The sequence below is a fragment of the Kaistia defluvii genome (genome assembly GCF_026343955.1).
Lineage (GTDB): Bacteria > Pseudomonadota > Alphaproteobacteria > Rhizobiales > Kaistiaceae > Kaistia > Kaistia defluvii.
In genome coordinates this window covers 633,787-655,117 of record NZ_JAPKNI010000002.1, presented here as the reverse complement: position 1 = coordinate 655,117, position 21,331 = coordinate 633,787, and the positions used below count along the sequence as shown (strand labels likewise).

General features: G+C 66.6%; 19 protein-coding genes. 15 read left to right on the top strand and 4 right to left on the bottom strand.

Features of this window, described 5'->3' with window-relative positions:
- Nucleotides 1-33: 33 nt before the first annotated feature.
- A complete protein-coding gene (locus tag OSH10_RS07320; RefSeq protein ID WP_266330988.1) occupies nt 34-417 on the top strand; it encodes a DUF983 domain-containing protein in 384 nt (127 codons plus the stop codon).
- A gap of 83 nt (nt 418-500) precedes the next feature.
- Here OSH10_RS07320 and OSH10_RS07315 read toward each other — a convergent pair whose 3' ends face one another.
- Nucleotides 501-1,892 (bottom strand): aspartate aminotransferase family protein, encoded by a 1,392-nt coding sequence (locus OSH10_RS07315; RefSeq protein WP_266330986.1) that lies wholly within the window; start codon nt 1,890-1,892, stop codon nt 501-503.
- Nucleotides 1,893-2,087: 195 nt separating this feature from the next.
- On the opposite strand from OSH10_RS07315, the gene OSH10_RS07310 reads away from it, so the two are divergent.
- The 11 genes from OSH10_RS07310 to OSH10_RS07260 all read left to right on the top strand — a co-directional run bounded on the left by OSH10_RS07310 (nt 2,088) and on the right by OSH10_RS07260 (nt 12,747).
- Nucleotides 2,088-2,969, top strand: coding sequence for a MurR/RpiR family transcriptional regulator (locus OSH10_RS07310; protein WP_266330985.1), 882 nt, complete (start codon nt 2,088-2,090; stop codon nt 2,967-2,969).
- 149 nt (nt 2,970-3,118) lie between these two features.
- Nucleotides 3,119-4,438 (top strand): glutamine synthetase family protein, encoded by a 1,320-nt coding sequence (locus OSH10_RS07305; RefSeq protein ID WP_266330984.1) that lies wholly within the window; start codon nt 3,119-3,121, stop codon nt 4,436-4,438.
- A 13-nt stretch (nt 4,439-4,451) separates the two neighbouring features.
- The gene (locus OSH10_RS07300) at nt 4,452-5,240 is read left to right on the top strand and encodes an N-formylglutamate amidohydrolase (RefSeq protein ID WP_266330983.1); all 789 of its coding nucleotides are present in this window, start codon (nt 4,452-4,454) and stop codon (nt 5,238-5,240) included.
- A complete protein-coding gene (locus OSH10_RS07295) occupies nt 5,237-5,860 on the top strand; it encodes a cysteine hydrolase family protein (RefSeq protein WP_266330981.1) in 624 nt (207 codons plus the stop codon). The genes OSH10_RS07300 and OSH10_RS07295 overlap by 4 nt, the downstream gene beginning before the upstream one ends.
- A gap of 219 nt (nt 5,861-6,079) precedes the next feature.
- Entirely contained in the window at nt 6,080-6,865 is a 786-nt protein-coding gene (locus OSH10_RS07290) for an ABC transporter ATP-binding protein (protein ID WP_266330980.1), read from the top strand.
- The gene (locus OSH10_RS07285; protein ID WP_266330979.1) at nt 6,852-7,580 is read left to right on the top strand and encodes an ABC transporter ATP-binding protein; all 729 of its coding nucleotides are present in this window, start codon (nt 6,852-6,854) and stop codon (nt 7,578-7,580) included. The genes OSH10_RS07290 and OSH10_RS07285 overlap by 14 nt, the downstream gene beginning before the upstream one ends.
- On the top strand, nt 7,577-8,479 hold the full coding sequence (locus tag OSH10_RS07280) for a branched-chain amino acid ABC transporter permease (RefSeq protein WP_266330977.1): 903 nt from the start codon (nt 7,577-7,579) through the stop codon (nt 8,477-8,479). The genes OSH10_RS07285 and OSH10_RS07280 overlap by 4 nt, the downstream gene beginning before the upstream one ends.
- Entirely contained in the window at nt 8,476-9,525 is a 1,050-nt protein-coding gene (locus OSH10_RS07275; protein ID WP_266330976.1) for a branched-chain amino acid ABC transporter permease, read from the top strand. Before OSH10_RS07280 ends, OSH10_RS07275 begins: the two co-directional genes overlap by 4 nt.
- Nucleotides 9,522-10,697, top strand: a complete 1,176-nt coding sequence (locus OSH10_RS07270; RefSeq protein ID WP_266330975.1) for an ABC transporter substrate-binding protein — start codon at nt 9,522-9,524, stop codon at nt 10,695-10,697. Before OSH10_RS07275 ends, OSH10_RS07270 begins: the two co-directional genes overlap by 4 nt.
- Nucleotides 10,698-10,702: 5 nt before the next feature.
- On the top strand, nt 10,703-11,449 hold the full coding sequence (locus OSH10_RS07265) for a cyclase family protein (RefSeq protein ID WP_266330974.1): 747 nt from the start codon (nt 10,703-10,705) through the stop codon (nt 11,447-11,449).
- A gap of 32 nt (nt 11,450-11,481) precedes the next feature.
- Complete coding sequence (locus OSH10_RS07260; RefSeq protein WP_266330973.1) at nt 11,482-12,747, top strand: cysteine desulfurase-like protein; 1,266 nt, start codon at nt 11,482-11,484, stop codon at nt 12,745-12,747.
- A 30-nt stretch (nt 12,748-12,777) separates the two neighbouring features.
- On the opposite strand, the gene OSH10_RS07255 is transcribed toward OSH10_RS07260, so the two are convergent.
- Nucleotides 12,778-16,245 (bottom strand): ATP-binding protein, encoded by a 3,468-nt coding sequence (locus OSH10_RS07255; RefSeq protein WP_266330972.1) that lies wholly within the window; start codon nt 16,243-16,245, stop codon nt 12,778-12,780.
- Entirely contained in the window at nt 16,242-17,504 is a 1,263-nt protein-coding gene (locus OSH10_RS07250; RefSeq protein ID WP_266330971.1) for a metallophosphoesterase family protein, read from the bottom strand. The genes OSH10_RS07255 and OSH10_RS07250 overlap by 4 nt, the downstream gene beginning before the upstream one ends.
- Before the next feature lie 269 nt (nt 17,505-17,773).
- Between OSH10_RS07250 and OSH10_RS07245 the strand changes: the two genes are divergently transcribed.
- The 3 genes from OSH10_RS07245 to OSH10_RS07235 all read left to right on the top strand — a co-directional run bounded on the left by OSH10_RS07245 (nt 17,774) and on the right by OSH10_RS07235 (nt 19,993).
- On the top strand, nt 17,774-18,694 hold the full coding sequence (locus tag OSH10_RS07245) for a sugar kinase (RefSeq protein ID WP_266330970.1): 921 nt from the start codon (nt 17,774-17,776) through the stop codon (nt 18,692-18,694).
- Nucleotides 18,691-19,320, top strand: a complete 630-nt coding sequence (eda, locus tag OSH10_RS07240) for a bifunctional 4-hydroxy-2-oxoglutarate aldolase/2-dehydro-3-deoxy-phosphogluconate aldolase (protein ID WP_266330969.1) — start codon at nt 18,691-18,693, stop codon at nt 19,318-19,320. The genes OSH10_RS07245 and eda overlap by 4 nt, the downstream gene beginning before the upstream one ends.
- A 100-nt stretch (nt 19,321-19,420) precedes the next feature.
- The gene (locus OSH10_RS07235; protein ID WP_266330968.1) at nt 19,421-19,993 is read left to right on the top strand and encodes an NADPH-dependent FMN reductase; all 573 of its coding nucleotides are present in this window, start codon (nt 19,421-19,423) and stop codon (nt 19,991-19,993) included.
- 5 nt (nt 19,994-19,998) lie between these two features.
- On the opposite strand, the gene OSH10_RS07230 is transcribed toward OSH10_RS07235, so the two are convergent.
- Nucleotides 19,999-21,258, bottom strand: coding sequence for a M24 family metallopeptidase (locus tag OSH10_RS07230; protein WP_266330967.1), 1,260 nt, complete (start codon nt 21,256-21,258; stop codon nt 19,999-20,001).
- Nucleotides 21,259-21,331 lie beyond the last annotated feature (73 nt).

The following is a 21,331-nucleotide window of genomic DNA, read 5'->3' as shown; positions in this document are numbered from 1 at the left end:
AGGGTGGCCGAATACGCACCGAAGGATCGCCCGATGAGCGAAACCGAATCTCCCTATCGCCTGGCCTTCAAGCTCGGCGTTTCCGGCCGCTGCCCGCGATGCCAGTCGGGTCACATTTTCAGCGGCTGGCTGAAGATGGCGCCGAAATGCGAGGTGTGCGGTCTCGACTTCTCCTTTGCCGACCCGGCCGACGGCCCCGCCTTCTTCGCGCAGCTGATCGGTGCGATTCCGGCCGTGGTGTTCGCGCTGTGGCTTCAGGTCAAGTTCGCGGCGCCGCTCTGGGTGCACGTGTTCACGACGCTGCCGCTGCTGCTGCTCCCGACCCTGCTGTTGCTGAGGCCGATCAAGGGGTGGCTGGTCTGCTCGCAATACCTGCACCGCGCCGAAGAGGGCAAGCTGCACAAGGCCGACCCGTAGCCGCGGCCTCCACCGATCCAAAAAGGCCGGACCATCTCGTATGGCCCGGCCTTTCTCTTTGGGCAGTTCTTTGCCGCGGCGGCCTACAGCGTGGCGGCGACCTCATCGATCGCCTGGACCGTCGCGGCGACGACGATGTCCGCCTCCTCGCGCGTCAGGCAGAGTGGCGGCGCGAAGCCGAGGATATCGCCCTGCGGCATGGCACGGCCGATGACGCCCTGCCCCAGCAGCGCGGTCGAGATGCGCGGGCCGACCTTTTCGGAGGCGTCGAAGAACACGCGGTCGTCGCGATCCCGAACGAATTCGACCGAGGCCAGCAGTCCCTCGCCGCGAACGTCGCCGACGTTTCTGTGGCCACCGACGGCGTCTGCCAGCGACTGGCGGAAATAGGCGCCGACCTCGCGGGCATTGTTGACGAGGTCGAGTTCATCGACCACTTCGAGATTGGCAACGCCCGCCGCCGTGCAGAGCGGATGCGACGAGTAGGTCCAGCCATGACCGATGGGACCGAACGTATCGGAGCCCTGCTCGAGGATGCGCCAGAGCTTTTCCGAGACGATGACGCCGGAAAGCGGCGCATAGGCCGAGGTGAGGCCCTTGGCTATGGTGATCAGGTCCGGCTTCATCCCGTAATGATCGGAGCCGAACATCGAGCCAAGGCGGCCGAATGCGGTCACCACTTCATCGGCGATCAGGATGATGTCGTACTTGTCGAGAATGGCCTGGATCCTGGCCCAATAGCCGGCTGGCGGGGGCACGATGCCGCCCGTGCCCAGCACCGGCTCGCCGATGAAGGCGGCGATCGTCTCGGGCCCTTCGGCCAGGATCATCTCTTCCAGCTTGTCGGCGCAGAACTGCGAGAACTGCTCCTCGGTCAGGCTGCGATCCTCGCGGCGGTAGAAATACGGCGCCTCGGTGTGCAGCACCGGCGCGCGCGGCAGGTCGAACAGATTGTGGAAGGCGGCGAGGCCGGTCAGGCTGCCGGTCATGACGCCAGAGCCATGATAGCCGCGCCAGCGCGAGATGATCTTCTTCTTCTCCGGGCGGCCGAGCACATTGTTGATGTACCAGACCAGCTTGATGTTGGTCTCGTTGGCATCCGAGCCGGACAGGCCGAAGAACACCCGGCTCATATGCGACGGCGCGCGGTCGATGACCATCTTGGCGAGCCGGATCGAGGGCTCCGAGGCGTGGCCGACATAGGCGTGGTAATAGGGAAGCTGCGATGCCTGGTGGGCGATCGCGTCGCTGATCTTGGTGCGGCCATAGCCGACATTGACGCAATAGAGGCCGGCAAAGGCATCAAGGCTGCGCTTGCCGTCGACATCGGTGATGTAGACACCCTCGCCGCCGGCGATAATGCGGTTGGGCGTATCGCCCCGCGCATGCTGCGCCATGTGGGTCGAAGGATGGAAGAAGTGATCCCGGTCCCAGGCGTGGAGTTCATTGTGCGAGAGCGTCGGCTGTTCTGACATATCGGTCCTTCAAAACCTGGCCGGATATCCCGGCGACGGATGCGTGGGCGCGCCGAAGAGCATCCACCGGGAGGTGGGGTCGGACTGCGTGGCGACGCCAATGTTTGCGCCGCGCCAGTGTAATAGGGATTACGGTTCTGGGAAGATGCTGCCAGAATGTTCTCGAATAATTCCATCATCATCCGGGGGAGTGACATGAACGACGAGGCAGAGCCGGCCGACGGGCCGTCGCAACGCACGAGCAAGCCGACCCTCGCCGATCGTGTCACCGCCAGCATGGCCTCGCTCAGCGAGGCGGAAAGGCGGGCCGCGCGGGCGCTCCTTGCCCGCTACCCGACGACAGGAATGGAAACTGTCGCACTGTTTGCCGAACGCGCCAAGGTCAGCGCGCCAACCATCCTGCGCTTCGTCGCCAAGCTCGGCTTCGCCGGCTATGCCGACTTCCGCCGGGCCCTACGCGAGGAGATGGAGGCGCAGGCCGAATACCCGCTGACACGCCCGCACGCCGACGGCACGTCGACGGCCTTCTCCGCCTTTACCCGCAGCCTCGTGACCACGGTCGAGAATTCGCTTGCCATGGTCAGCCAGGCCGACATGGAGAAGCTGACGGACCTTCTGATCGACGAGCGGCGGGAGATCTTTCTGCTCGGCGGCGATTTTACCGATCCTGCCGCCCGGCATCTCGAATTCCACCTGCGCAAGATGCGAAGCCGCGTGCGGCTTTTCTCGCAGGCACTTCCCCGCCGCGCCGATGAACTGGCCGATATCCGCAAGCGCGACGTCGTCATCCTGTTCGACATCCGCCGGTATCAGCTCGACACCATCCGAACCGCCGAGATCGCCAAGGAACGTGGCGCGGTGGTCGCGCTTTTCACCGACCGCTGGATGTCCGACGTCGCCCAGGTCGCCGACATCGTCATTCGCGCCCAGGTCGACCTGCCCTCGCCCTGGGACAGCCTGATCGGCCTGATCGCCCTGGTCGAAACCCTGGCGCTCTCGATCGATGCCCGCCAATGGCCGATTGGACGCTCCCGCTTCGAAGCGATCGAGCAGGTGAGAGGCAAGCTCATCCCCTGAGCGCAGTCGTGCGAAAAATTACAGCTTCACTGCCTATTTGCGCGTCTTGTAAAATTTTCGTCACACATGCTAGCGTCAGGGGCTGCCGAGAGAGATGCGGTCGACAACGCGCCACGGCAGCCTGCGATTGAGGGATATCCGGGGGAAGAATGGCGATCGAGCGTGAAACGATCGTCACAGTCTGCTGCAGCGATATCGCTGGGCAGGTTCGTGGCAAGGGCTTTCCGGCCCGCGAACTCGAGAATCGGCGCCGTTTCGGCGTCGGCTGGACGCCAACCAATATCATGATCAACTGTTTCGGCCGCATTCCGGCGACACCTTTCGGTGCCGAAGGCGACCTGATGCTTGTGCCGAGCCCCGAGGGCGACATCACGCTCGATTACGGCGACGGCACGCCCGTCGAGCGCATCGTGCTGGGCGACATCCTGACCTTGTCCGGCGAGCGCTGGGATTGCTGCCTGCGCGGCTTCCTGAAAAATGCGCTCGACCAGTTGGAGACCGAGACCGGGCTGCGCGTTCTCGCGAGCTTCGAACATGAATTCTGGCTCGACGGCGGCGAGGAGAGGCCGGGCGATTCCTATGCCGCGAGCACGCTGCGCGGCCTCGAGCCGTTCATCGGCGATTATGTCGGCGCCCTGCGCGCCAACGGCCTGCAACCCGATACCTTCCTGCCGGAGTATGGTCCGCGCCAATACGAGATCACGGTCGATCCGGCGCTGGCGCTGACGGCCGCCGACGAAGCGGTGAAGCTGCGCGAAATCGGCCGATCCGTCGCGAAGAAGCATGGCTACCACCTCTCCTTCTCGCCGGTGGTGACCCGCGGCATCGTCGGCAATGGCGTGCACATCCACTTTAGCCTCATCGACCAGAACGGCAAGCCGGTCGCCTATGATCCGGAGGCCCCCGGTAAGCTCAGCGCGCTCGGCGCCTCGTTCTGCGCCGGCATCCTGAAGCATGGCCGGGCGATCTGCGCCATCGCCGCGCCCAGCGTCGTCTCCTATGAGCGGCTGAAGCCGCATTCCTGGGCCGCCTATTACCTCAACCTTGCCGATCGGGACCGCGAGGCGCTGCTGCGCATCTGCCCCTATCCGGAGGTCGAGGGCGTCAACGTCGCCAAGCGCTACAACATCGAGTTCCGCGGCGCCGACGCAACGGCCAGTCCCTATCTGCAATTGGCCATGCTGGTGCATGCCGGCCTTGCCGGCATTCGCGAGAAACTGCCGGCGCCCTATCTTTCCAGCGGCGACCCCGGCACGCTTTCGCAGGCCGAGCGCGACGAGCGTGGCATTGGCGATCTGCCCCGCACCCTGCCGGAAGCGCTCGACGCGCTGGAGCAGGACGGCGCCGCCATGGGCTGGCTCGGGCCAGTGCTCTCCAAAGCGTATCTGATGCACAAGCGCGGCGAGATCGCGATGGCCGAGGGTATCGATATGGACGAGCTCTGCCGCATCTATGCGCGGGCCTATTAGGATGAGCGAAGCCTTGCAAACCCCACGCACGCTGCTTGGCCCGGAGGATCCCAAACCGGTCGGCCTGGTCGACCGAGGCGACGCCTCGCCCTTCGTGCTGATCTGCGACCATGCCGGCAACGCCGTGCCCAAGGCGCTGGCCGGGCTGGGGCTACCGCAGGCCGAACTCGATCGGCATATCGGCATCGATATCGGCATTCTCGGCGTGTCCGAGCGTCTGGCGGAACAGCTTGGCGCCTCGCTCATCTTCCAGCGCTATTCGCGCCTGGTCGTGGAATGCAACCGTCGCGTCACGTCGCCGGACAGCATCGCGCTGGTATCGGATGGCACGATCGTTCCGGCCAATGCCGATCTCTCGCCGGACCAGCGGGCACAACGCCTCGACGAAATCTCCGCACCCTATCATCGCCAGATCGTGGCGATCCTGGACCGCCGCGCCGAGGCTGGCCTGCCGACCATCCTGGTCTCGATGCACTCGTTCACGCCGTCGCTTCGGGCGAGGCCGTTCCAGCGGCCCTGGCAGATCGGCCTTTGCTACGGCAATGACAAGCGCTTTACCGTTCCGGTGCTGGCGGCGCTCGGCCAGGAAGCCGGCCTCGTCATCGGCAGCAACGAACCCTATTCGGTCGATCTGGTGAAGGACTATTCGATCCCCGTTCACGGCGAGGAGCGAGGTCTTCCCTATGTCGAGTTCGAGATCCGCCAGGATCTGATCGGCGAGACGGCAGGACAGGAAGAATGGGCCGCGCGTCTCGGCCGCGCGCTTTCCGTCGCGCACCGCGATTTCACGGTGGCATCATGACCCGTCCGCCGCCCCTCGCCCGACTGTCGCCCGTCGAGGCGAACCGGACGGCGATCCTCTTCATCGATACCCAGGACGGCATCTTCCATCCCGGGGCCGAAGCCTCCCGTCCCTATTTCTTCCAGAGTGCCCGCGATACCGCCGTGCCCAACATGGCCCGCCTGCTCGCCGCCGGCCGCGCGGCGGGCGCCGAGATCGTCTTCACGGTGATCGAGAGCCTGACGCGGGACGGCCGCGACCGCAGCCTCGACTACAAGCAGACCAACTTCCATTTCGCGCCGGGATCGCCGGAGACCCGCGTCATCGACGCGCTGAAGCCGGGCGACGACGAGATCATCCTGCCGAAGACGTCCTCCAGCCTCTTCAATTCGACGATCTTCGAATATCTGATGCGCAATATCGGCATCGATACCGTCATCGTCACCGGCTTCCTGACCGACCAGTGCGTCGACCACACGGTTCGCGACGGCGCCGACCGGGGATTCCGCATGATCTGCCCCGTCGATGCGTGCACCACCGACAGCCGCGAGCGCCATGACGCGGCGCTCGCCGCCTTCAAGGGCTATTGCCGGCTGACCGATACGACGACACTGATCGGGGAACTGAACGCCAAGACCTGAAACACGGAATTTGATCGTAATTTGAATCAATCGGATCGCGATCACTTGACAGGACGATGGACGGAACATTGAATACAAAATAGACGCAAGTCTTTGTTCCGCAACAACAAACATAGACCAGATTTTATCTGGCACCGGAAAGACGCCGCAGAAACATTTGACGATTTTCTGCAAGCATCGTGAACTGCGCGAGCATCTCTTGAGGGGTCGAGTTTGGCATTGCGTGACGGCAAAACGGATGAGCAGATCCTGCTCAGAACGACAGGTCTGACGAAGGCCTTTCGGGGGCTCGTCGCCTTGCGCGACCAGACCATCACGCTCCGGGCCCGCGAGATCGTCGGGGTCATCGGCCCCAATGGCTCGGGCAAGAGCACCTTCTTCAACCTGATCACCGGCTTCTCGCAACCGAACTCCGGGCAGATCGAGTTCAAGGGCCGCTCGATCGTCGGCATGCACACCTCGCGCATCGTGGCGCTCGGCATCGCCCGCACCTTCCAGGGGTCGCGCCTGTTCGGCACGCTGACGGTACGGGAGAACGTGCTGGCCGCGGCGCAGTTGCGCGAGCCGGTCGGACCGATCGCCTCGATCGTGCGCGGATCGCTGTACCAGCGCCGCGTCGCCGCCGCCGAGGTGGTGGCGACCGAACTGCTCGACCTGATGGGGCTGTCGGACCAGGCAGACCGGCTCGCCGCCGACCTGCCCTATGGCGACCAGCGCAGGCTCGAAATCGCCCGCGCGCTGGCAACCAAGCCGGAACTGCTGCTGCTCGACGAGCCGGCCGCCGGCCTCGACTCCAACGAAACCAAGGTGCTTGCCGGGCTCATCCGCACGATCCGCGACCGCTATGGCGTCGCGGTCGTCGTAGTCGAGCACGACATGGACCTGATCATGGGGCTCTGCGAACGCATTCAGGTGCTCGCCACCGGCGAAGTCATCTGCGTCGGTACGCCGGAAGAAGTCCGCAACCATCCTCGCGTGCGGGAGGCGTATCTTGGCCACAGCTGATCCGCTGCTGCGCGTCGACAATCTCGAAGTGAATTTCGGCGCCGTCCGCGCGCTGAAGGGCGTTTCGCTCGACGTCTATGAGGGTGAGGTGATCGCGCTGGTCGGAGCCAATGGCGCCGGCAAGAGCACGACGCTGCGCAGCATCTCCGGCCTCGCGCGGGCGAAATCCGGCACCGTCACCTTTGCCGGCACGGTGATCAACAAGCGTACCGCGCCGCAGATCGTCCGCCTCGGCATCGCCCATAGCCCGGAGGGCCGGCGCCTGTTCGGCGGCCTGTCGGTTGCGGAAAACCTGCGTCTCGGCGCCTGCACGCGCTCCGATCCCGAAGGCGTGGCCCGCGACACGGAAAAGATGTTCGTGCTGTTCCCGATCCTGCGCGAACGCTGGCGCCAGTTGGCCGGCACGCTTTCGGGCGGCGAACAGCAGCAATTGGCGCTCGCACGCGCCCTGATGGCGGCGCCGCGGCTGCTGCTTCTCGACGAGCCGTCGCTGGGCGTCGCGCCGCTGCTGGTGCGCCACATCTTCGACGCGCTGGCGGAACTGAAACGGCAGGGCATGACCATGCTGCTGGTCGAACAGAACATCGCGCTGGCGCTCGAACTCGCCGACCGCGCCTATGTCCTGCGCACCGGCAAGGTCGCGCTGTCTGGCATCGCCTCCGAACTGCGCGTCGATGACCGCGTGGCTCAGGCCTATCTGGGGGCGGCGGAATGAGCCAGCTTGAATACATCCTCCAGCAGGTGATCAACGCCGTCAGCCTGGGCAGCCTCTATGCCCTCGTGGCCGTCGGCCTCTCGATCGTCTTCGGCGTGCTGAAGCTGACCAACTTCGCCCATGGCGACGTCATGATGGTTGGCGCCTTCACGACCGTGCTGCTGATCGGCCTCGGCATGCCTTTTGTGCCGGCGATGATCTGCGGCATCGCCGCCTCCGCCATCGCCGGCTTCCTGATCGAACGGATTGCCTATCGGCCGATCCGAAACGCGCCGGACGTGACGCGGTTGCTGACCAGCCTCGCGGTGACCTACATCCTGGAAAACCTCGGCATCCTGCTGTTCACCTCGTCGCCGCGCAACTTCCCGCTGCCCGACATCCTGAACAGCTCGTGGCAGCTTTCCGGCGGCGCGATCACCTTCACCAATATCAACGTGCTGACGGTGCTGCTCACCTTCGTGTCGCTGATCGGGCTCGGCTGGTTCATCACCCGGACCACGATCGGCCTCGGCATGCGGGCGGCCGCGGAGGACATGCAGGCGGCGCAGCTGGTCGGCCTCAATGTCAACAAGGTGATCGTCGTGGCGTTCATCGTCGCTTCGGCCTATGCCGGCCTTGCCGGCGTTCTGTGGGCGGCCCAGGCGGGCGTCGTGCAGCCCCAGATGGGCTTCACACCGCTGCTCAAGGCCTTCGTCGCGGCGATCATCGGCGGCTTCGGCTCGATCTCGGGCGCGCTGCTCGGCGGCTACATGCTGGGAGCGCTGGAGATCTTCATCATCGCCTTCCTGCCCGATACCGTCGTGCCCTATCGCGACGCCATCGTCTTTGCGCTCCTGATCGCCTTCCTGCTGTTCCGGCCGGGCGGTCTTCTGCAGCCGAACCGGGAGATCAAGCTGTGAAGGCCGATCCGCGCATTCCAATCGCCGTCGGTGCGGCGCTCCTCCTCGCCGCCGGGGTCGCCTTCGGCGCCCCGCATATGGTCGGCGACTACTTCGTCCGCATCCTGCTGCTGATCGCGCTCAACAGCATCCTGGTGCTGTCGCTGTCGCTCTCGAACGGGTTCACCGGCGTGTTCTCGCTCGGCCATGTCGGCTTCATCGGCGCCGGCGCCTATGCCGCCGGCATCCTGTCGCTGACTGTCCAGCAGAAGAAGGCGCTGCTGCCGCACCTGCCCGACCTGCTGAACTGGTTCAGCCTGCCCTTCCTGCCGGCAACCCTGGTGGCCGGCCTGTTCGCCGCCCTTCTGGCCGTTATCGTCGGCTATCCGCTGATGCGGCTCTCCGGCTATTTCGTCTCGGTCGCGACGATGGGTTTTCTCATCATCGTCAACGTGGTGCTTATCAACGCCTCCGACTTCACCCGCGGCGCCCGCACCTTCACCGGCGTGCCGCTGGCGACCACCCTGCCCTGGGTGATCGGCTGGCTGGCGGTGACCCTGCTGGTGCTGGCACGGCTGGTCTATTCCCCATTCGGTCGACGCATGAAGGCGGTGCGCGACGATACGATCGCGGCGAGCGCGGTGGGCATCAGCGTGCTGCGCGCCCGCCTGGTCGCCTTCGTCATCGGCGCGTTCTTCGCCGGGGTCGGCGGCTCGCTCTACGCCCATTATCTCGGCTCTTTCTCGCCCAACACCTTCTATTTCGCGATGACGATGAACCTCATCGCAATGCTGGTCCTCGGCGGCATGGGCTCGCTTTCCGGCGCGATCATCGGCGTGATCTGCGTGTCGATCCTGTCGGAACTGCTGCGCTCGGTCGAACGCGGCTTCACGATCGGCGACATCACCGTGCCTGCTCTCTTCGGAGCCAGCCAGATCGTGCTCGGCTTCCTCTTCATCCTGATCATGATCTTCCGGCCGAAGGGGATCATGGGAGACCGCGAGCTGACGTTCGGTCTCTCCGGAAGATCGGCGAACCAAAATCATAAAGAGGGAAAAGACAGATGATGAAGCTCTCACGACGGGCGGCCATCGGCCTCGGGCTCGGCGCCGCCTTTGCCTTCTCCACCGCAGGGGCCTACGCGGCCGATCCGATCAAGATCGGCTTCCCCGCCAATGTGACCGGCATCCAGGCATCGCTGGACGGCCCGATGCTGAACGGCGCCAAGCTGGCGGTCGCCGAGATCAACGCCGCCGGCGGCGTGCTGGGCAGCCCGCTCGAACTGGTCACCTATGACTCCAAGAGCGACGCGACCGTCATCTCGACCGTCGCCTCGCAGCTGATCGACAGCGACAAGGTTGTCGGCATCATCGGTTTCGCCGATTCCGACAGCGTGCTGTCGATCGGCCCGCAGGTCGACAAGGCCAAGATCCCGTTCATCACGCCGGGCGCCACCTCGCCCAAGCTGCCGGCCCAGCTCGGTGACCAGGTCTTCCTCGCTGCCTTCGGCGACAACGTCCAGGCGGCCGTCGGCGCCGAATTCGCGCTCAACAAGCTGGGCGCCAAGACCGGCTACCTGCTGACCGACATCGGCTCAGAGTACACCACCCTGCTGGCCGACTATTTCGTCGCGGCCTATGAGCATGGCGGCGGCAAGCTGCTCGGCAAGGATACCTACAAGATCGGCGACAAGAACTTCACCGCGCAGATCGCCAAGATCAAGGCGCTGCCGGAACAGCCCGCCTTCATCTATGCCTCGTCCAATGCCGAGGAAATCGGCCTGATCCTGAAGCAGCTGCGCCAGGCGGGCATCAACCTGCCGGTCGTCGGCGGCGACGGCTACGACACGCCGCTGCTGATCGAAGTGGGCGGCGCGGCCGCGAACGACTCGTACTTCACCACCCATGCCTTCATGGGCGAAGGCGCCAGCCCGGTCGTCGCGGCCTTCAACGAGGCCTACCAGAAGGCAACCGGCCACGCTCCGGAGAACTCCTTCGCAGCGCTCGGCTATGACGCCACCAAGCTGATGGCCGATGCGATCAAGCGCGCCGGTTCGCCCGAGCCCGCCAAGATCCGCGACGCCATCGCCGCCACGCAGGGCCTCGCCGGCGTCACCGGCACGATCAGCTACCGCCCCGGCGTCGCCGTTCCGGACAAGTCCGTCTCCGTCATCGGCGTCAAGGACGGCAAGCTGACGCTCGCCAGCGAAGCCGCCCCGACCTTCGTTCCGGAGCCGTAGGAACCATGAGCGGCAGCAGCCTCTGGGATCTCCATCGCACCGGCCTTGCCGGCGCGACCTTCACGGACCTCACCCACGCCTTCCATCCGGGGCAGCCGCATTTCGCGTCTTTCCCGGATGAGGAGCGGGAACTCCTGTTCGATTTTGCCAAGGGCCATGGATTTCAGGTCCATCGCTACAGCATTCCCGGACAGTGGGGGACGCATGTCGATCCCCCGGTCCACTTCATCGAAGGCGGCCGGACGCTCGACCAGATCCCGGTCTCGGAGATGCTGCTGCCGCTCGTCATTCTCGACATCAGCGAACGCGTGGCGGCGGATGCCGACGCCACGCCGACCCTCGACGACGTCGCCCGATGGGAGGCGCGCAACGGCCGCATCCTGGAGAAGTGCTTCGTCGCGCTTCGCACCGACTGGTACAAGCGCTGGCCGGATACAGACCGGTTCTACAATCGCTCTGCCGATGGCGTCGTGCACACGCCCGGCTGGAGCCGCGAAGTACTCGAGCACCTGTTCACGGAACGCGGCATCACGGCTATCGGCCACGAACAGATCGATACCGATCCCGGCCTCGCCACCTCGGCCGGAAGCTATGCGCTCGAGCACTATGTCCTGTCACTCGACCGCTGGCAGATCGAGCTGATGAACAATCTCGACAAGGTGCCCGAGACGGGGGCGCTGATCATGGCGAGCTGGCCGAAGGCCAGGGGCGGATCGGGCTTTCCAGCGCGGGTTGTCGCCATCCATCGCTGAAATCAAACGAGATCAAGAGGGAGGGAGCGACCATGGCTGGTTCGCGCCTGGATATCGACGCCATTCGCCTGGAATTCCCGGCGCTCGCCACTCGCGGCGACGCGGCTCCCGTCTTCTTCGACAATCCGGCCGGCACCCAGGTGCCGCGCCGCGTCATCGACCGGATGATGCAGGCGCTGGTCGAGGACAACGCCAATCTCGGCGGCTATTTCGACACCTCGCAGCGCGCCATCGCCCAGGCGCAGGAAGCCCACAAGGCGATGGGCGACCTGTTCAACGCGAATGACTGGCACGAGGTGATCTTCGGCCAGAACATGACCACCCTCACCTTCTCGATGTCGCGGGCCATCGGCCGGACCTTGAAGGAAGGCGACGAGATCCTGCTGACCCGCATGGATCACGACGCCAATGTCGCGCCCTGGCTGATGCTCGCGGAGGACAAGGGTCTGGTCGTGCGCTGGATCGACTTCGATCCAGAGACCTTCGAATTCGACCTGACACAACTCGACAGCGTCATCACCGACAAGCTCAAGGTCGCGGCGATCGGCTATGCCTCCAACGTCACCGGCACCATCCACGACGTAAAGGCGATCACCAAGGCGGCGAAGGCGGCCGGCGCGCTCGTCTATGTCGACGCCGTGCAATTCGCACCGCATGGCGTCATCGACGTGCAGGATATCGGCTGCGATTTTCTCGTCTGCTCGGCCTACAAGTTCTACGGGCCGCATCACGGCGTCCTCTGGGGCCGCCGCGACGTTCTCGACCGCCTAGAAGCCTACAAGGTGCGCGCCGCGTCGACTATCCCTCCCGGCAAGTTCGAGACCGGCACGACCAACCGCGAGTCCCTTGCCGGCGTGCTGGGCGCGATCGAACATTTCGAATGGCTCGGCACGAGGTTTGGTGACGCCCCCGAAGGCGGGTCCCGGCGCGCGCGCTTCGTTGCCGGAATGCACGCCGTCGATGCGCATGAGCGTGTGCTGACGGCGCGCCTGATCGACGGACTGCAATCCTTTCCGAAGCTGAGGATTCAGGGGCTGACCGAAAAGCAGGCCTTGGCGCGCCGTGTGCCCACCGTCTCCTTCACCTATGAAGGCACCGATCCGGCCGATATCTGCAAGGCGATGGCGAAAAGAAACATCTCGCTCTGGCACGGGCACAATTACGGCATCGAGCCAACGACCCGGCTTGGCCTGATGGACAAGGGCGGCGTCGTCCGCGTCGGCCTGGCGCAATACAACACGGCCGCCGAGGTCGACCGCTTCATCCAGAACTTCGGCGAATGGGCGACCGAGAGGTAGGACTTTCCCGGCGCCGTTCCGGGTAGGCCCTCACAGCTCGATCCGCCCTGCGCGGCTTCCCAAGACCCGAGCGGCCTGTTCGGCGACATGGACGTGATGGGTGAAGACGATGACCTGCGTCACGGCACCCAGTTCCGCCAGCAACTCGAAACCGGATGCCGTCCGCGCTTCGTCGAAGGTTATGAAAAGATCGTCGGCGATGAAGGGGAGCGGCGTGGCGCGACGCGCATGCTCCTCGATCGCCGCGATCCGCAGCGCCAGGAAAAGCTGATCTCGCGTCCCTTCGGAAAGCGCGTCGGGGGCGAGAAGCGCGCCCTCGCGCAAGGCCGCCAGCCGGGGCGGCTCCTGATCATAGTCAATGCCGATGCCGCTCCATTGCCCGCCGGTCAACATGGCGAAGGCCCGCGAGGCTCGCTCGACGATCGGGTTCTGGTGCTCGGCCCGATAGCGCTCGATCGCCGCCTGAAGCAGACGGGCCGCGACGTGGTCGCGGCTGAAACGCTCCACGGCCTCGGCGATCTCGGCCACCGCGTCCTGCTCGTCCTGCGCTGCCGCCGCGGCGCCGTCGCGGCGGTCCAACGCGGCCAGCGCCGACCTCGCCTGCGTATCCGCCTCGATCGCGGCGTCGCGGGCGGCGCGCGCCTCCGAATGCGCCGCCTCGATTTCGGCCGCTGCCAGCGCCAGGGCCTCGTCGTCGCGCCCGTCGATCGCGACCCGGACCTCCTCCTCGCTGCGCGATCCCCGCAGCCCGTCTAGCCGCTCCCGCGCCTCGGCCAGCTTGCCGTCGCAAACCGAAGCCTGGTCCAGCCGTTCCAGCAGCGCCGGCAAGGCCTCCGCGCTGGGACAGTTGGCGACCGCCAGCAGTTCCGCCAGCGCCGTCTCCGCCTGCAGCAGGGCCTCGTCGGCGGCGGTCCGCGCCGTCCGCCGGGACGCAAGCGCCTCCCCGGCCGTGTCCGCCTTGGCGCGCGTCTGCCTTGCCTGCTCCAACCGACTCCGAAGCCGGCGCGCGGCGGCAAAGGCGTCCCCCGCCGACGCGCTGTCGCCGGCTCCCGCCAGGAGCTCACCGACGTGACCGACGAACACAGCCTTGTCGCGCTCAATGGCGGCAATGCGGGTTTCCAGCGAGCGAAGCGCGGTAAACTGGGGGAGCGCCTCGCGCCAGAGATCGATCGCCGCCCGCGCTTCGCCGGCCAGCGCACCGGGACGAACGACGAGGCGAGGGAAAATCTCCTGCGCTTCCACCGCCTGCGCCTCGGTCTCGAGCATCACGTCGCGCTGGCGGACGGCCAGATCGGCCGCGGCCTGCTCCAACTGGCGCAGATCGCGTTCAAGATCGCGCGCCTCCAGGAAACGCGCCTCGGTCGCGGCGATCGCCTCGCGCAAATCGGCCATGCGAAGCGGGGCGTCGCCAAGGGGGGGCAGGCCAAGCTCCTGACGAAGCCGATCCGTCTCGGCGCGCTCGATATTGACCGCCTCGCGCTGCGCAGCGGCCTGCGCCTCGTCCTGCCGGAGAAGATCGCGCGCCTGACGCACCAGTTCCGCATCGCGCAGGAAGGCGGTGGACCGCTCATCGGCCGGAAGCGACAACCCCGAGGCTGCCCACAGCGCTCCCCAATCGGCGGCCAAAGCGCCCTGACGCGCACGCGCCTCGGCAACGCGCCTGCCGGCCATGTCGATCCGAACGCCGAGTTCGGCAATGTCGCGTTCGGCCTGGGCCAGCGCCGCCAGCCTCTGCGTCTCGACCTGCCGTTCATCGGCGAGCCGATCGGCGTCGATCAGCGTGCGGTCGATGCGCTGGGCCAGCCCGGCATCGCCTTCCTCCCGGCCGCGCTCGCCGAGGGCCAGCGGGCGAAGCGACGTCCAGGCCGCGTCGCGCTCGGTACGGGCGGCGGCGATCACGTCCTCGGTGGGCGCTGGGCGGCCGGATCGAAGCGCCGCCAGCCGCGCCTCGGCCTGCGCACGCTGTTCCTCGAAGCCATCCAGCGTCTCGCGCTGGCGATCCAGCGCGTCGGACGCCAGCTTCTGCTCTCGGAGCGCCGCCTCGACAGCGGCCAGAATCGGCAGCGGCAGAGCGGCTAGCGCCGTCGCATCCGTCATGCCATGGCCAAGCCGGCCCACTCGCTCGTCCAGTTGCGCGCGTTGCACCACCAGCCGGTGATCGAGCGTGCGAAGCGCCCGTTCGCGCTCCTCGGCGCCATCGAGCCGCGCCAGCCGCCGCTGCAGCGGCACCGGGTCGACCACATAGCCGAGCGTCGCGCGGGCCGCTTGGATCGCACGCCGGTCGGCGACGATCCGCGCGCTGTCCCGCGACACGGTCTCCTCGCGAATGGCAGCCGCGCGCATCCTTTCGACCAGCGCCTCGGCACGCGCCAGCAAGGGCAGGTCCGGCAGCCGGTCGCGCAGAACCTCGATATCGGCCAGGCCGAGCGCCAACGCGATCCGGTGCAGCGCCGCCTGCGCCTCACCGGCCTCGACGCGTCGCTTGGGCAGGCTCTGCAATTCCTTCTCGACCGCCGCGCGCTCCTCGTCGCAGCTTTCGATCGTCCCCGCGAAGGCGAGGATGGCGTCGTCGACGGCGATGGAATCGAGCGCGGCCCTGGCGGCCGCCTCCTCCCTCGCCGCAAGGGCTGCGGCCTCGCGCGCCTTGTCGAGCGCCGCCAGCAATCCACGCGCTCTCGACACGAAGCCTGCAGGAACAACCGGCAAGTCGCCCAGTTCGGCGCGGGCGCGCCCCTGCGCGTCGAGGACACGCAGTTCCTTTGCGCCATGCACCAGCGCGCGCGCGCGCGCCAGCGCCAAATCGGCAGCACGTTCCGCCGTCTCGGCCAGCCTGCGCGCCTCGGCCGTGCGCTCGGCCTCCTTGCGCAGCTTCGTCACCTCGTCGACCCGAAGCTCCAGCTCGCGGATCGCCTTTTGCGCCTGGGCGCGTTTTTCCACCGCCACACGGAAGGCGTTGCTGGAGGTCTTGCGCGCCGGATTGAAGATCTTTGCTGCGCTTTCCTGGAAGCGATCCCGCAGCGCCGCCACCTGGCCCAGGCCGGGCGCTGCCGCCAGCAGCGTTTCGGCCAGATCGCCGCCGCCGGCCAGCAGCTTTTCGCCACCCTCGCGCAGACGGCGCTGGTTCAGGCCGAAAATGTCGAGGAACGCCTGCCGGTCATGCGCGCCCAGAAACGGCGCCAGCACGTCGTCGGCCAGCGGCGTCTCGCTCGCAGGATCGATCAAGGTCGCGTTCTGTCGCTTCAACCGGGCAAACGAGAGAGAGCGGCCATCCGACGCCTCGACAGTCGCAGCAAGCCGCATCGTCTTGTAATCATGCAGGAAATTATAGCGCGACCGCGTCTCGATACCGTAGAGCGCATCAGCGACGGCGGCGAGCGCCGTCGTCTTGCCGGCCTCGTTGGCGCCGACAATGACGGTGACCCGCGCTTCGGGATCGAATGCCAGCGTCCGGCCGGTGAAGCGGCCATAGCATTCCAGTCCGAGGGAACGAAGCTTCATCGCTTGCCCTCCCCCTCGCTGCCGACATGGCCGAGGCCGGCGAGGATCGCCTCGGTGGCGGTGCCGATCACCCCCCCCGCCAGCGCCTCGGGCTCGGTGCCTGCCGTGTCGATCAGCGCCAGCGCATCGCCCGGCGTGCGGGCACGGAGGTCGCCCAGGGTTTTGGCGATCTCGGCACGAAAGGCCGGATCGGCGGCAATGTCGGCGAGGATCGCATCGAAGCCGAGCAGCGTCGAAAGCCGCGCGCTGCCGGCCCGGGACGTCGTCTTGTCGCGGACCTTCTCGATCAGGACATCGGACCCCGCCTCCCAGGCAAGCGCCTGCATCTCCTCGCGCACCTGTTCCGCCTGCACGGAGAGATAGTCGTGCAGCGCGGTTTCGCCGGAGAGCGTCAGCCGCAGCGCCAGCGGCCGTCCCTCCGCGCCGTCGCGCGCGGCAGCGATAACGCGCCGCGCCTCCGCCAGAAGGGCCGCGGGTTCGCTCATCCCCGAGGCATCGATCTCGATCGCCTCGAACCGCGCCGCGTCGAGCGTCAGCGCCTCCAGGCTTTCGATCCGGCCATCGGTGACGGTGACCAGCGTCGCGCCCTTCGGGCCCGTCTCGCGCGCATGCCGCCCCTGCAAATTTCCGGGAAAGACGATGGTCGGGTCTTCCGAGACGACCTCGCGGCTGTGGATGTGGCCAAGCGCCCAATAATCATAGCCGGCGACGCGCAGATCCTCGACCGAGCACGGCGCATAGACATCATGCCCATCACGACCGGTCAGCGAGGTGTGCAGCACGCCGATGTTGAAATAGCTGGGCCGGGCCGCTGGATAGCTGAGCGCGACATTCTCCGGCACATGGCGATTGGCAAAACCGCGCCCATGCAAGGCGACGCGCAGGTCCTCGATCGTCTCGGTCTCCACCGTGCGGACGGAGAAGCTGTGGACATTGGGGGGCAGCGTCAGGCCGCGGCTGATGACGGAATCGGCGTCGTGGTTGCCCCGGATCAGGAAGACGCGGATGTTCGCGCGATGCAGCCTTCCCATCTCGCGGACGAAGAACTGGCCGGTGGCGTAGTCCTTCCAGTCTCCGTCATAGACATCGCCCGCGATGACGACGAACCGGACCTTCGCATCGATCGCCGCCTGGACCAGGTTCTCCAGCGCCTTGCGCGACGCTTCGAGAAAAGCGCCCGCCAATTCGCCACGCCGCGCAAGGCCGCGCAGCGGGCTGTCGAGATGGATATCGGCGGCATGAATGAAACGAAACGACATGGGTCCCCGTGGCCTTTTCCGCCATCCGGTCAGGGCGGCGGATCGTCATTCGGCCGTTCAGGCCGTGTGCGGGCATCGGCGCGACTCAGTCGCTGCGGGCTGCCCATAATTCCAGCATATGACCTGAGCCCCGCCCTGTCGCCTTCGCGCCCAGCGGGGGAAAGGCTCCAGAAAGCCGTGCGCTGTCGCAAGACGGACGGGCCGCCACCATGCCGGGCGCGCCCATTCTCTGCTAGCGTTCCGGCCCGATCCCGGTCGCGAGTTCATCGATGGCATCCGTTCCCCGCATTCTCTCCGTCGGCGCGCTGACGCAGGACACGATCTATCGGCTGGACGAGCTGCCGCGCGGGCCGGGCAAGTTCATCCCGATCGAGGCCGTGCAGAATGCCGCCGGCATGGCGTCCAGCGCCGCCACCGCCGCGAAACGCCAGGGTGCCGACGTCGCGCTCTGGGCCAGCGTGGGCGACGACTGGCTCGGCCAGGAACTGATCGCCGAACTATCGGCCGAGGGCATCGATTGTTCCGGCATCCGGCGGGTCGCCGGCGCGCGCTCGGCCATCGCCACCATCCTCGTCGACGCGCGCGGCGAACGCATGATTGTGCCGTTCTACGATCCGCGCGCCACCACCGCACCGGACGCGCTGCCCTTCGATATCAGCCAATTCGACGCCGTGCTGGCGGATGTCCGCTGGCCTGCGGCGGCTGCGATGGCGTTGCAGGCAGCCCAGGCGGCGGGCATTCCGGCCATTCTCGACGCCGATGTCGCGGCTCGTTCGGTGATCGAGGGCCTGCTGCCTTTCGCCAGCCACATCGTCGCCTCCCAGCCGGCCGCCGCGATCCTCTGCGGCGACGAGATTTCAGCGCCAGAGGCCGTGCAGGCGCTGCACACCCCCACGGGCGTCTTCGTCGCGGTGACGGCGGGTGGCGACGGCACGTTCTGGCTCGACTCCGAGAGCGGTCGCGTCTGCCATACCCCCGCGCCGAAGATCACCCCGGTCGATACGCTGGCCGCCGGCGATGTCTTCCATGGCAGCTTTGCCGTCGGCCTCGCCGAAGGCTGGGACATGGAGCGCATCATCCGCTTCGCCAGCGCTGCCGCAGCCTTGAAATGCCTGACGTTCGGCGGTCGCCTCGGCGCGCCCAACCGGGCCGAAACCCTCGCCATGCTGGAAGGACAGCTAGCCGGATGACACCCGACCTTCTCGAACCCCGCCTCCGCCAGGCGGCGATCCTGCCGATCGTGCAGCCGCGCTCCGTCGACTTCGTGCTGTCGCTGGTGGCGGAACTCGCCGCGGGCGGCGCGGAGGCGATCGAGATCGTCATGCGCAGCGAGGCGGCGCTGGCGTCGATCGCGGCCTGCCGCCGCGATTTCCCGGACCTGCTGATCGGCGCCGGCACGATCCTGACCGATGAGCACTATGACGCCGCCGTCGCGGCGGGCGCCCAGTTCGGCATCAGCCCCGGCTTCCTGCCTTCCGTCTGCGCCCACGCGAAGAAAGGGCCGATCACGCTGGTGCCCGGCGTTCAGACGGCGAGCGAGGTCATGGCTGCGCAGGCGGCCGGCTTTGATCTCCTGAAATTCTACCCGTCCGAGCCGGCCGGCGGCACGTTGGTCCTGGCCGATTTCGCCAATATCTTCACCACCGCCACCTTCATGCCGAGTGGCAAGATCCAGCTCTCTCACCTGGCCGGCTACGGCAAGCTGCGCAACATCACCTCGGTTGGCGGCTCGTGGATGTATGCCGAAGGCTCGACCGAAAGCGTCAGGGACCGGATGGCCGACTCGCTTTCCGCCATCCGCGCCGCCCGGGGCTGACCTGTCCCGTCTTGAAACGAGAGCCGCGCGCGCTCTTTAGCAACAGGGAGCCAGATGCTTTCTGGCTGAACCCTCGCGCCGCTCTCCATCGGGATGGATCATGAAAACCTACAAGGTCGGCTATTTCATCGGCAGCCTCGCCAAGGGCTCGATCAACCGCAAGCTCTCGACGGCGCTGATCAAGCTGTCGCCGCCGAACCTCCAGTTCAGCGAGATCCCGTTCAAGGACCTGCCACTCTACAGCTACGACTATGACGCCGACTATCCGCCGGTCGCCAAGGCATTCAAGGCCGCAATCGCCGAGGCCGATGCCCTGCTGTTCGTCACGCCGGAATATAACCGCTCGATCCCCGGCGGGCTGAAGAACGCCATCGACTGGGCGAGCCGCCCCTATGGCACCAACTCCTTCGCCCGCAAGCCATCCGCCGTGATCGGCACGTCGCCCGGCGCGATCGGCACGGCGGTCGCCCAGCAGAGCCTTCGCAGCGTGCTTTCCTTCTGCAACGCGCCGCAGATGAACGCACCGGAGGCCTATATCCAGTTCAAGCCGGGCCTGATCGACGATAGGGGCGAAGTCTCGGAACCATCGACCGAGACGTTCCTGCGCGACTACATGGAAGCCTTCCACATCTTCATCGCCCGCGTCACCTCGGTGCTGCCGCGCGACGCCTGACCCGTCTATCCGAGACGGACGAGTTCCCGCGGCAGGTTGTTCAGGACCTCGATACCGGTTTCGGTGACGATCAGGCTGTCCTCGATCGTCAGCGCGCCGATGCCCTTGCCGTAGAACGGCGTCTCAAAGGCGAGCGCCATTCCGGGCTCGAGGATGACGTCGCTGTCGGCGGCGAAGAAGGGCCATTCCTCCGAGCCGACGCTGGCGCCGATCGAATGGCCATAGTGACCGCGCCGGTAGCCAGAATAGCCAGCGGCGCGCATGGCGCCAACCGTGACTTCGAACACGTCCCGCATGGCGATACCCGGCCGGATCGCCGTCAATCCTGCCTCGAAGGCGCTTTCCAAAGCCGCATGAACATCCCGCGCAGTCCGGTCAGGCTCGCCGAAGACGTAGCTGCGCGCGGTATCGGAATTGTAGCCTTCGACGATGCAGCCGACATCGGCCTTGAGGATCGCGCCCGGAACCACCGAGCCGCCGCCGCTCCAGGGATCGGAACCGACCGACATATAGTCCCACATGCCGGTCAGACCCGTCTCGCCGCACGCAGCAGCGGCGGCCACGACGCCATCGCGCCAGAGACGCGTCATGTCCTTTGGTGTCTGGCCGGGCTCGATCCCCGCCGTCAACGCATGGAAGCCTGCATCGGCGAGGGAGCAGGCGCGGCGGATGCAGTCGATCTCGCGGGCCGACTTGATCGCCCGAAGCCGGCGCACGACCTCGGAAGCGTCGACCCATTCGATGTCGGGCAGGACCCGCTGCAGCGTGGCAAAATCGGCGGCGGGCATGAATTCCAGATCGATGCCGATCCTTGCTCGGGCCAGTCCGCGCTCGCGCAGCAGATCGCCCAGCACCGCAAACGCGCCGGCAGCAGAGAAGGTCGTCGGACGAGGCAAAAAGACATCCTGGCCGCCATTGTCGCGACGATAGGCTTCGGTCACGCGCGACGCCGTATCGGCCGGGGCATCGGGGCCGAGACCTTCGATATCGACGAGGTCGATCCACAGCGGATGGGTGCGGATGTCGATGTCCGGGGCGCGGCGCGCCAGCGCATCGGCATTCAGGTCGCCGACAACCGCGCCAAGCCGGGCGCCTGCATCCGAGGGCACCAGCGCCGTGGCACCACCGGCCCGGCGCCACATGGCCGGCACCCCGCCGGGCAAGCCGGTTACGTAGGTGAAGCTCTCCGGCTGGGTCAACACCAGCGCGTCCAGCCCGCGCTCCTGCAACAGACGCTGGGCGCGCGCGCGATCCAGATCGGACATGTCTCTATCTTTCCTTGGAACAGCCGAGGCTCGGCTACCGTCTTCGGTCCGGGCGACTCTGACAAGCCGCGAG

Coding starts and splice junctions, on each gene's coding strand:
- OSH10_RS07295 (WP_266330981.1), top strand. CDS start 5,237: ATGACCCGTCCGCCGCCCCTCGCCCGACTGTCGCCCGTCGAGGCGAAC.
- OSH10_RS07235 (WP_266330968.1), top strand. CDS start 19,421: ATGAAAACCTACAAGGTCGGCTATTTCATCGGCAGCCTCGCCAAGGGC.
- OSH10_RS07280 (WP_266330977.1), top strand. CDS start 7,577: ATGAGCCAGCTTGAATACATCCTCCAGCAGGTGATCAACGCCGTCAGC.
- OSH10_RS07305 (WP_266330984.1), top strand. CDS start 3,119: ATGGCGATCGAGCGTGAAACGATCGTCACAGTCTGCTGCAGCGATATC.
- OSH10_RS07250 (WP_266330971.1), bottom strand. CDS start 17,504: ATGTCGTTTCGTTTCATTCATGCCGCCGATATCCATCTCGACAGCCCG.
- OSH10_RS07255 (WP_266330972.1), bottom strand. CDS start 16,245: ATGAAGCTTCGTTCCCTCGGACTGGAATGCTATGGCCGCTTCACCGGC.
- OSH10_RS07230 (WP_266330967.1), bottom strand. CDS start 21,258: ATGTCCGATCTGGATCGCGCGCGCGCCCAGCGTCTGTTGCAGGAGCGC.
- OSH10_RS07265 (WP_266330974.1), top strand. CDS start 10,703: ATGAGCGGCAGCAGCCTCTGGGATCTCCATCGCACCGGCCTTGCCGGC.
- OSH10_RS07270 (WP_266330975.1), top strand. CDS start 9,522: ATGATGAAGCTCTCACGACGGGCGGCCATCGGCCTCGGGCTCGGCGCC.
- OSH10_RS07315 (WP_266330986.1), bottom strand. CDS start 1,892: ATGTCAGAACAGCCGACGCTCTCGCACAATGAACTCCACGCCTGGGAC.
- OSH10_RS07320 (WP_266330988.1), top strand. CDS start 34: ATGAGCGAAACCGAATCTCCCTATCGCCTGGCCTTCAAGCTCGGCGTT.
- eda (WP_266330969.1), top strand. CDS start 18,691: ATGACACCCGACCTTCTCGAACCCCGCCTCCGCCAGGCGGCGATCCTG.
- OSH10_RS07310 (WP_266330985.1), top strand. CDS start 2,088: ATGAACGACGAGGCAGAGCCGGCCGACGGGCCGTCGCAACGCACGAGC.
- OSH10_RS07245 (WP_266330970.1), top strand. CDS start 17,774: ATGGCATCCGTTCCCCGCATTCTCTCCGTCGGCGCGCTGACGCAGGAC.
- OSH10_RS07260 (WP_266330973.1), top strand. CDS start 11,482: ATGGCTGGTTCGCGCCTGGATATCGACGCCATTCGCCTGGAATTCCCG.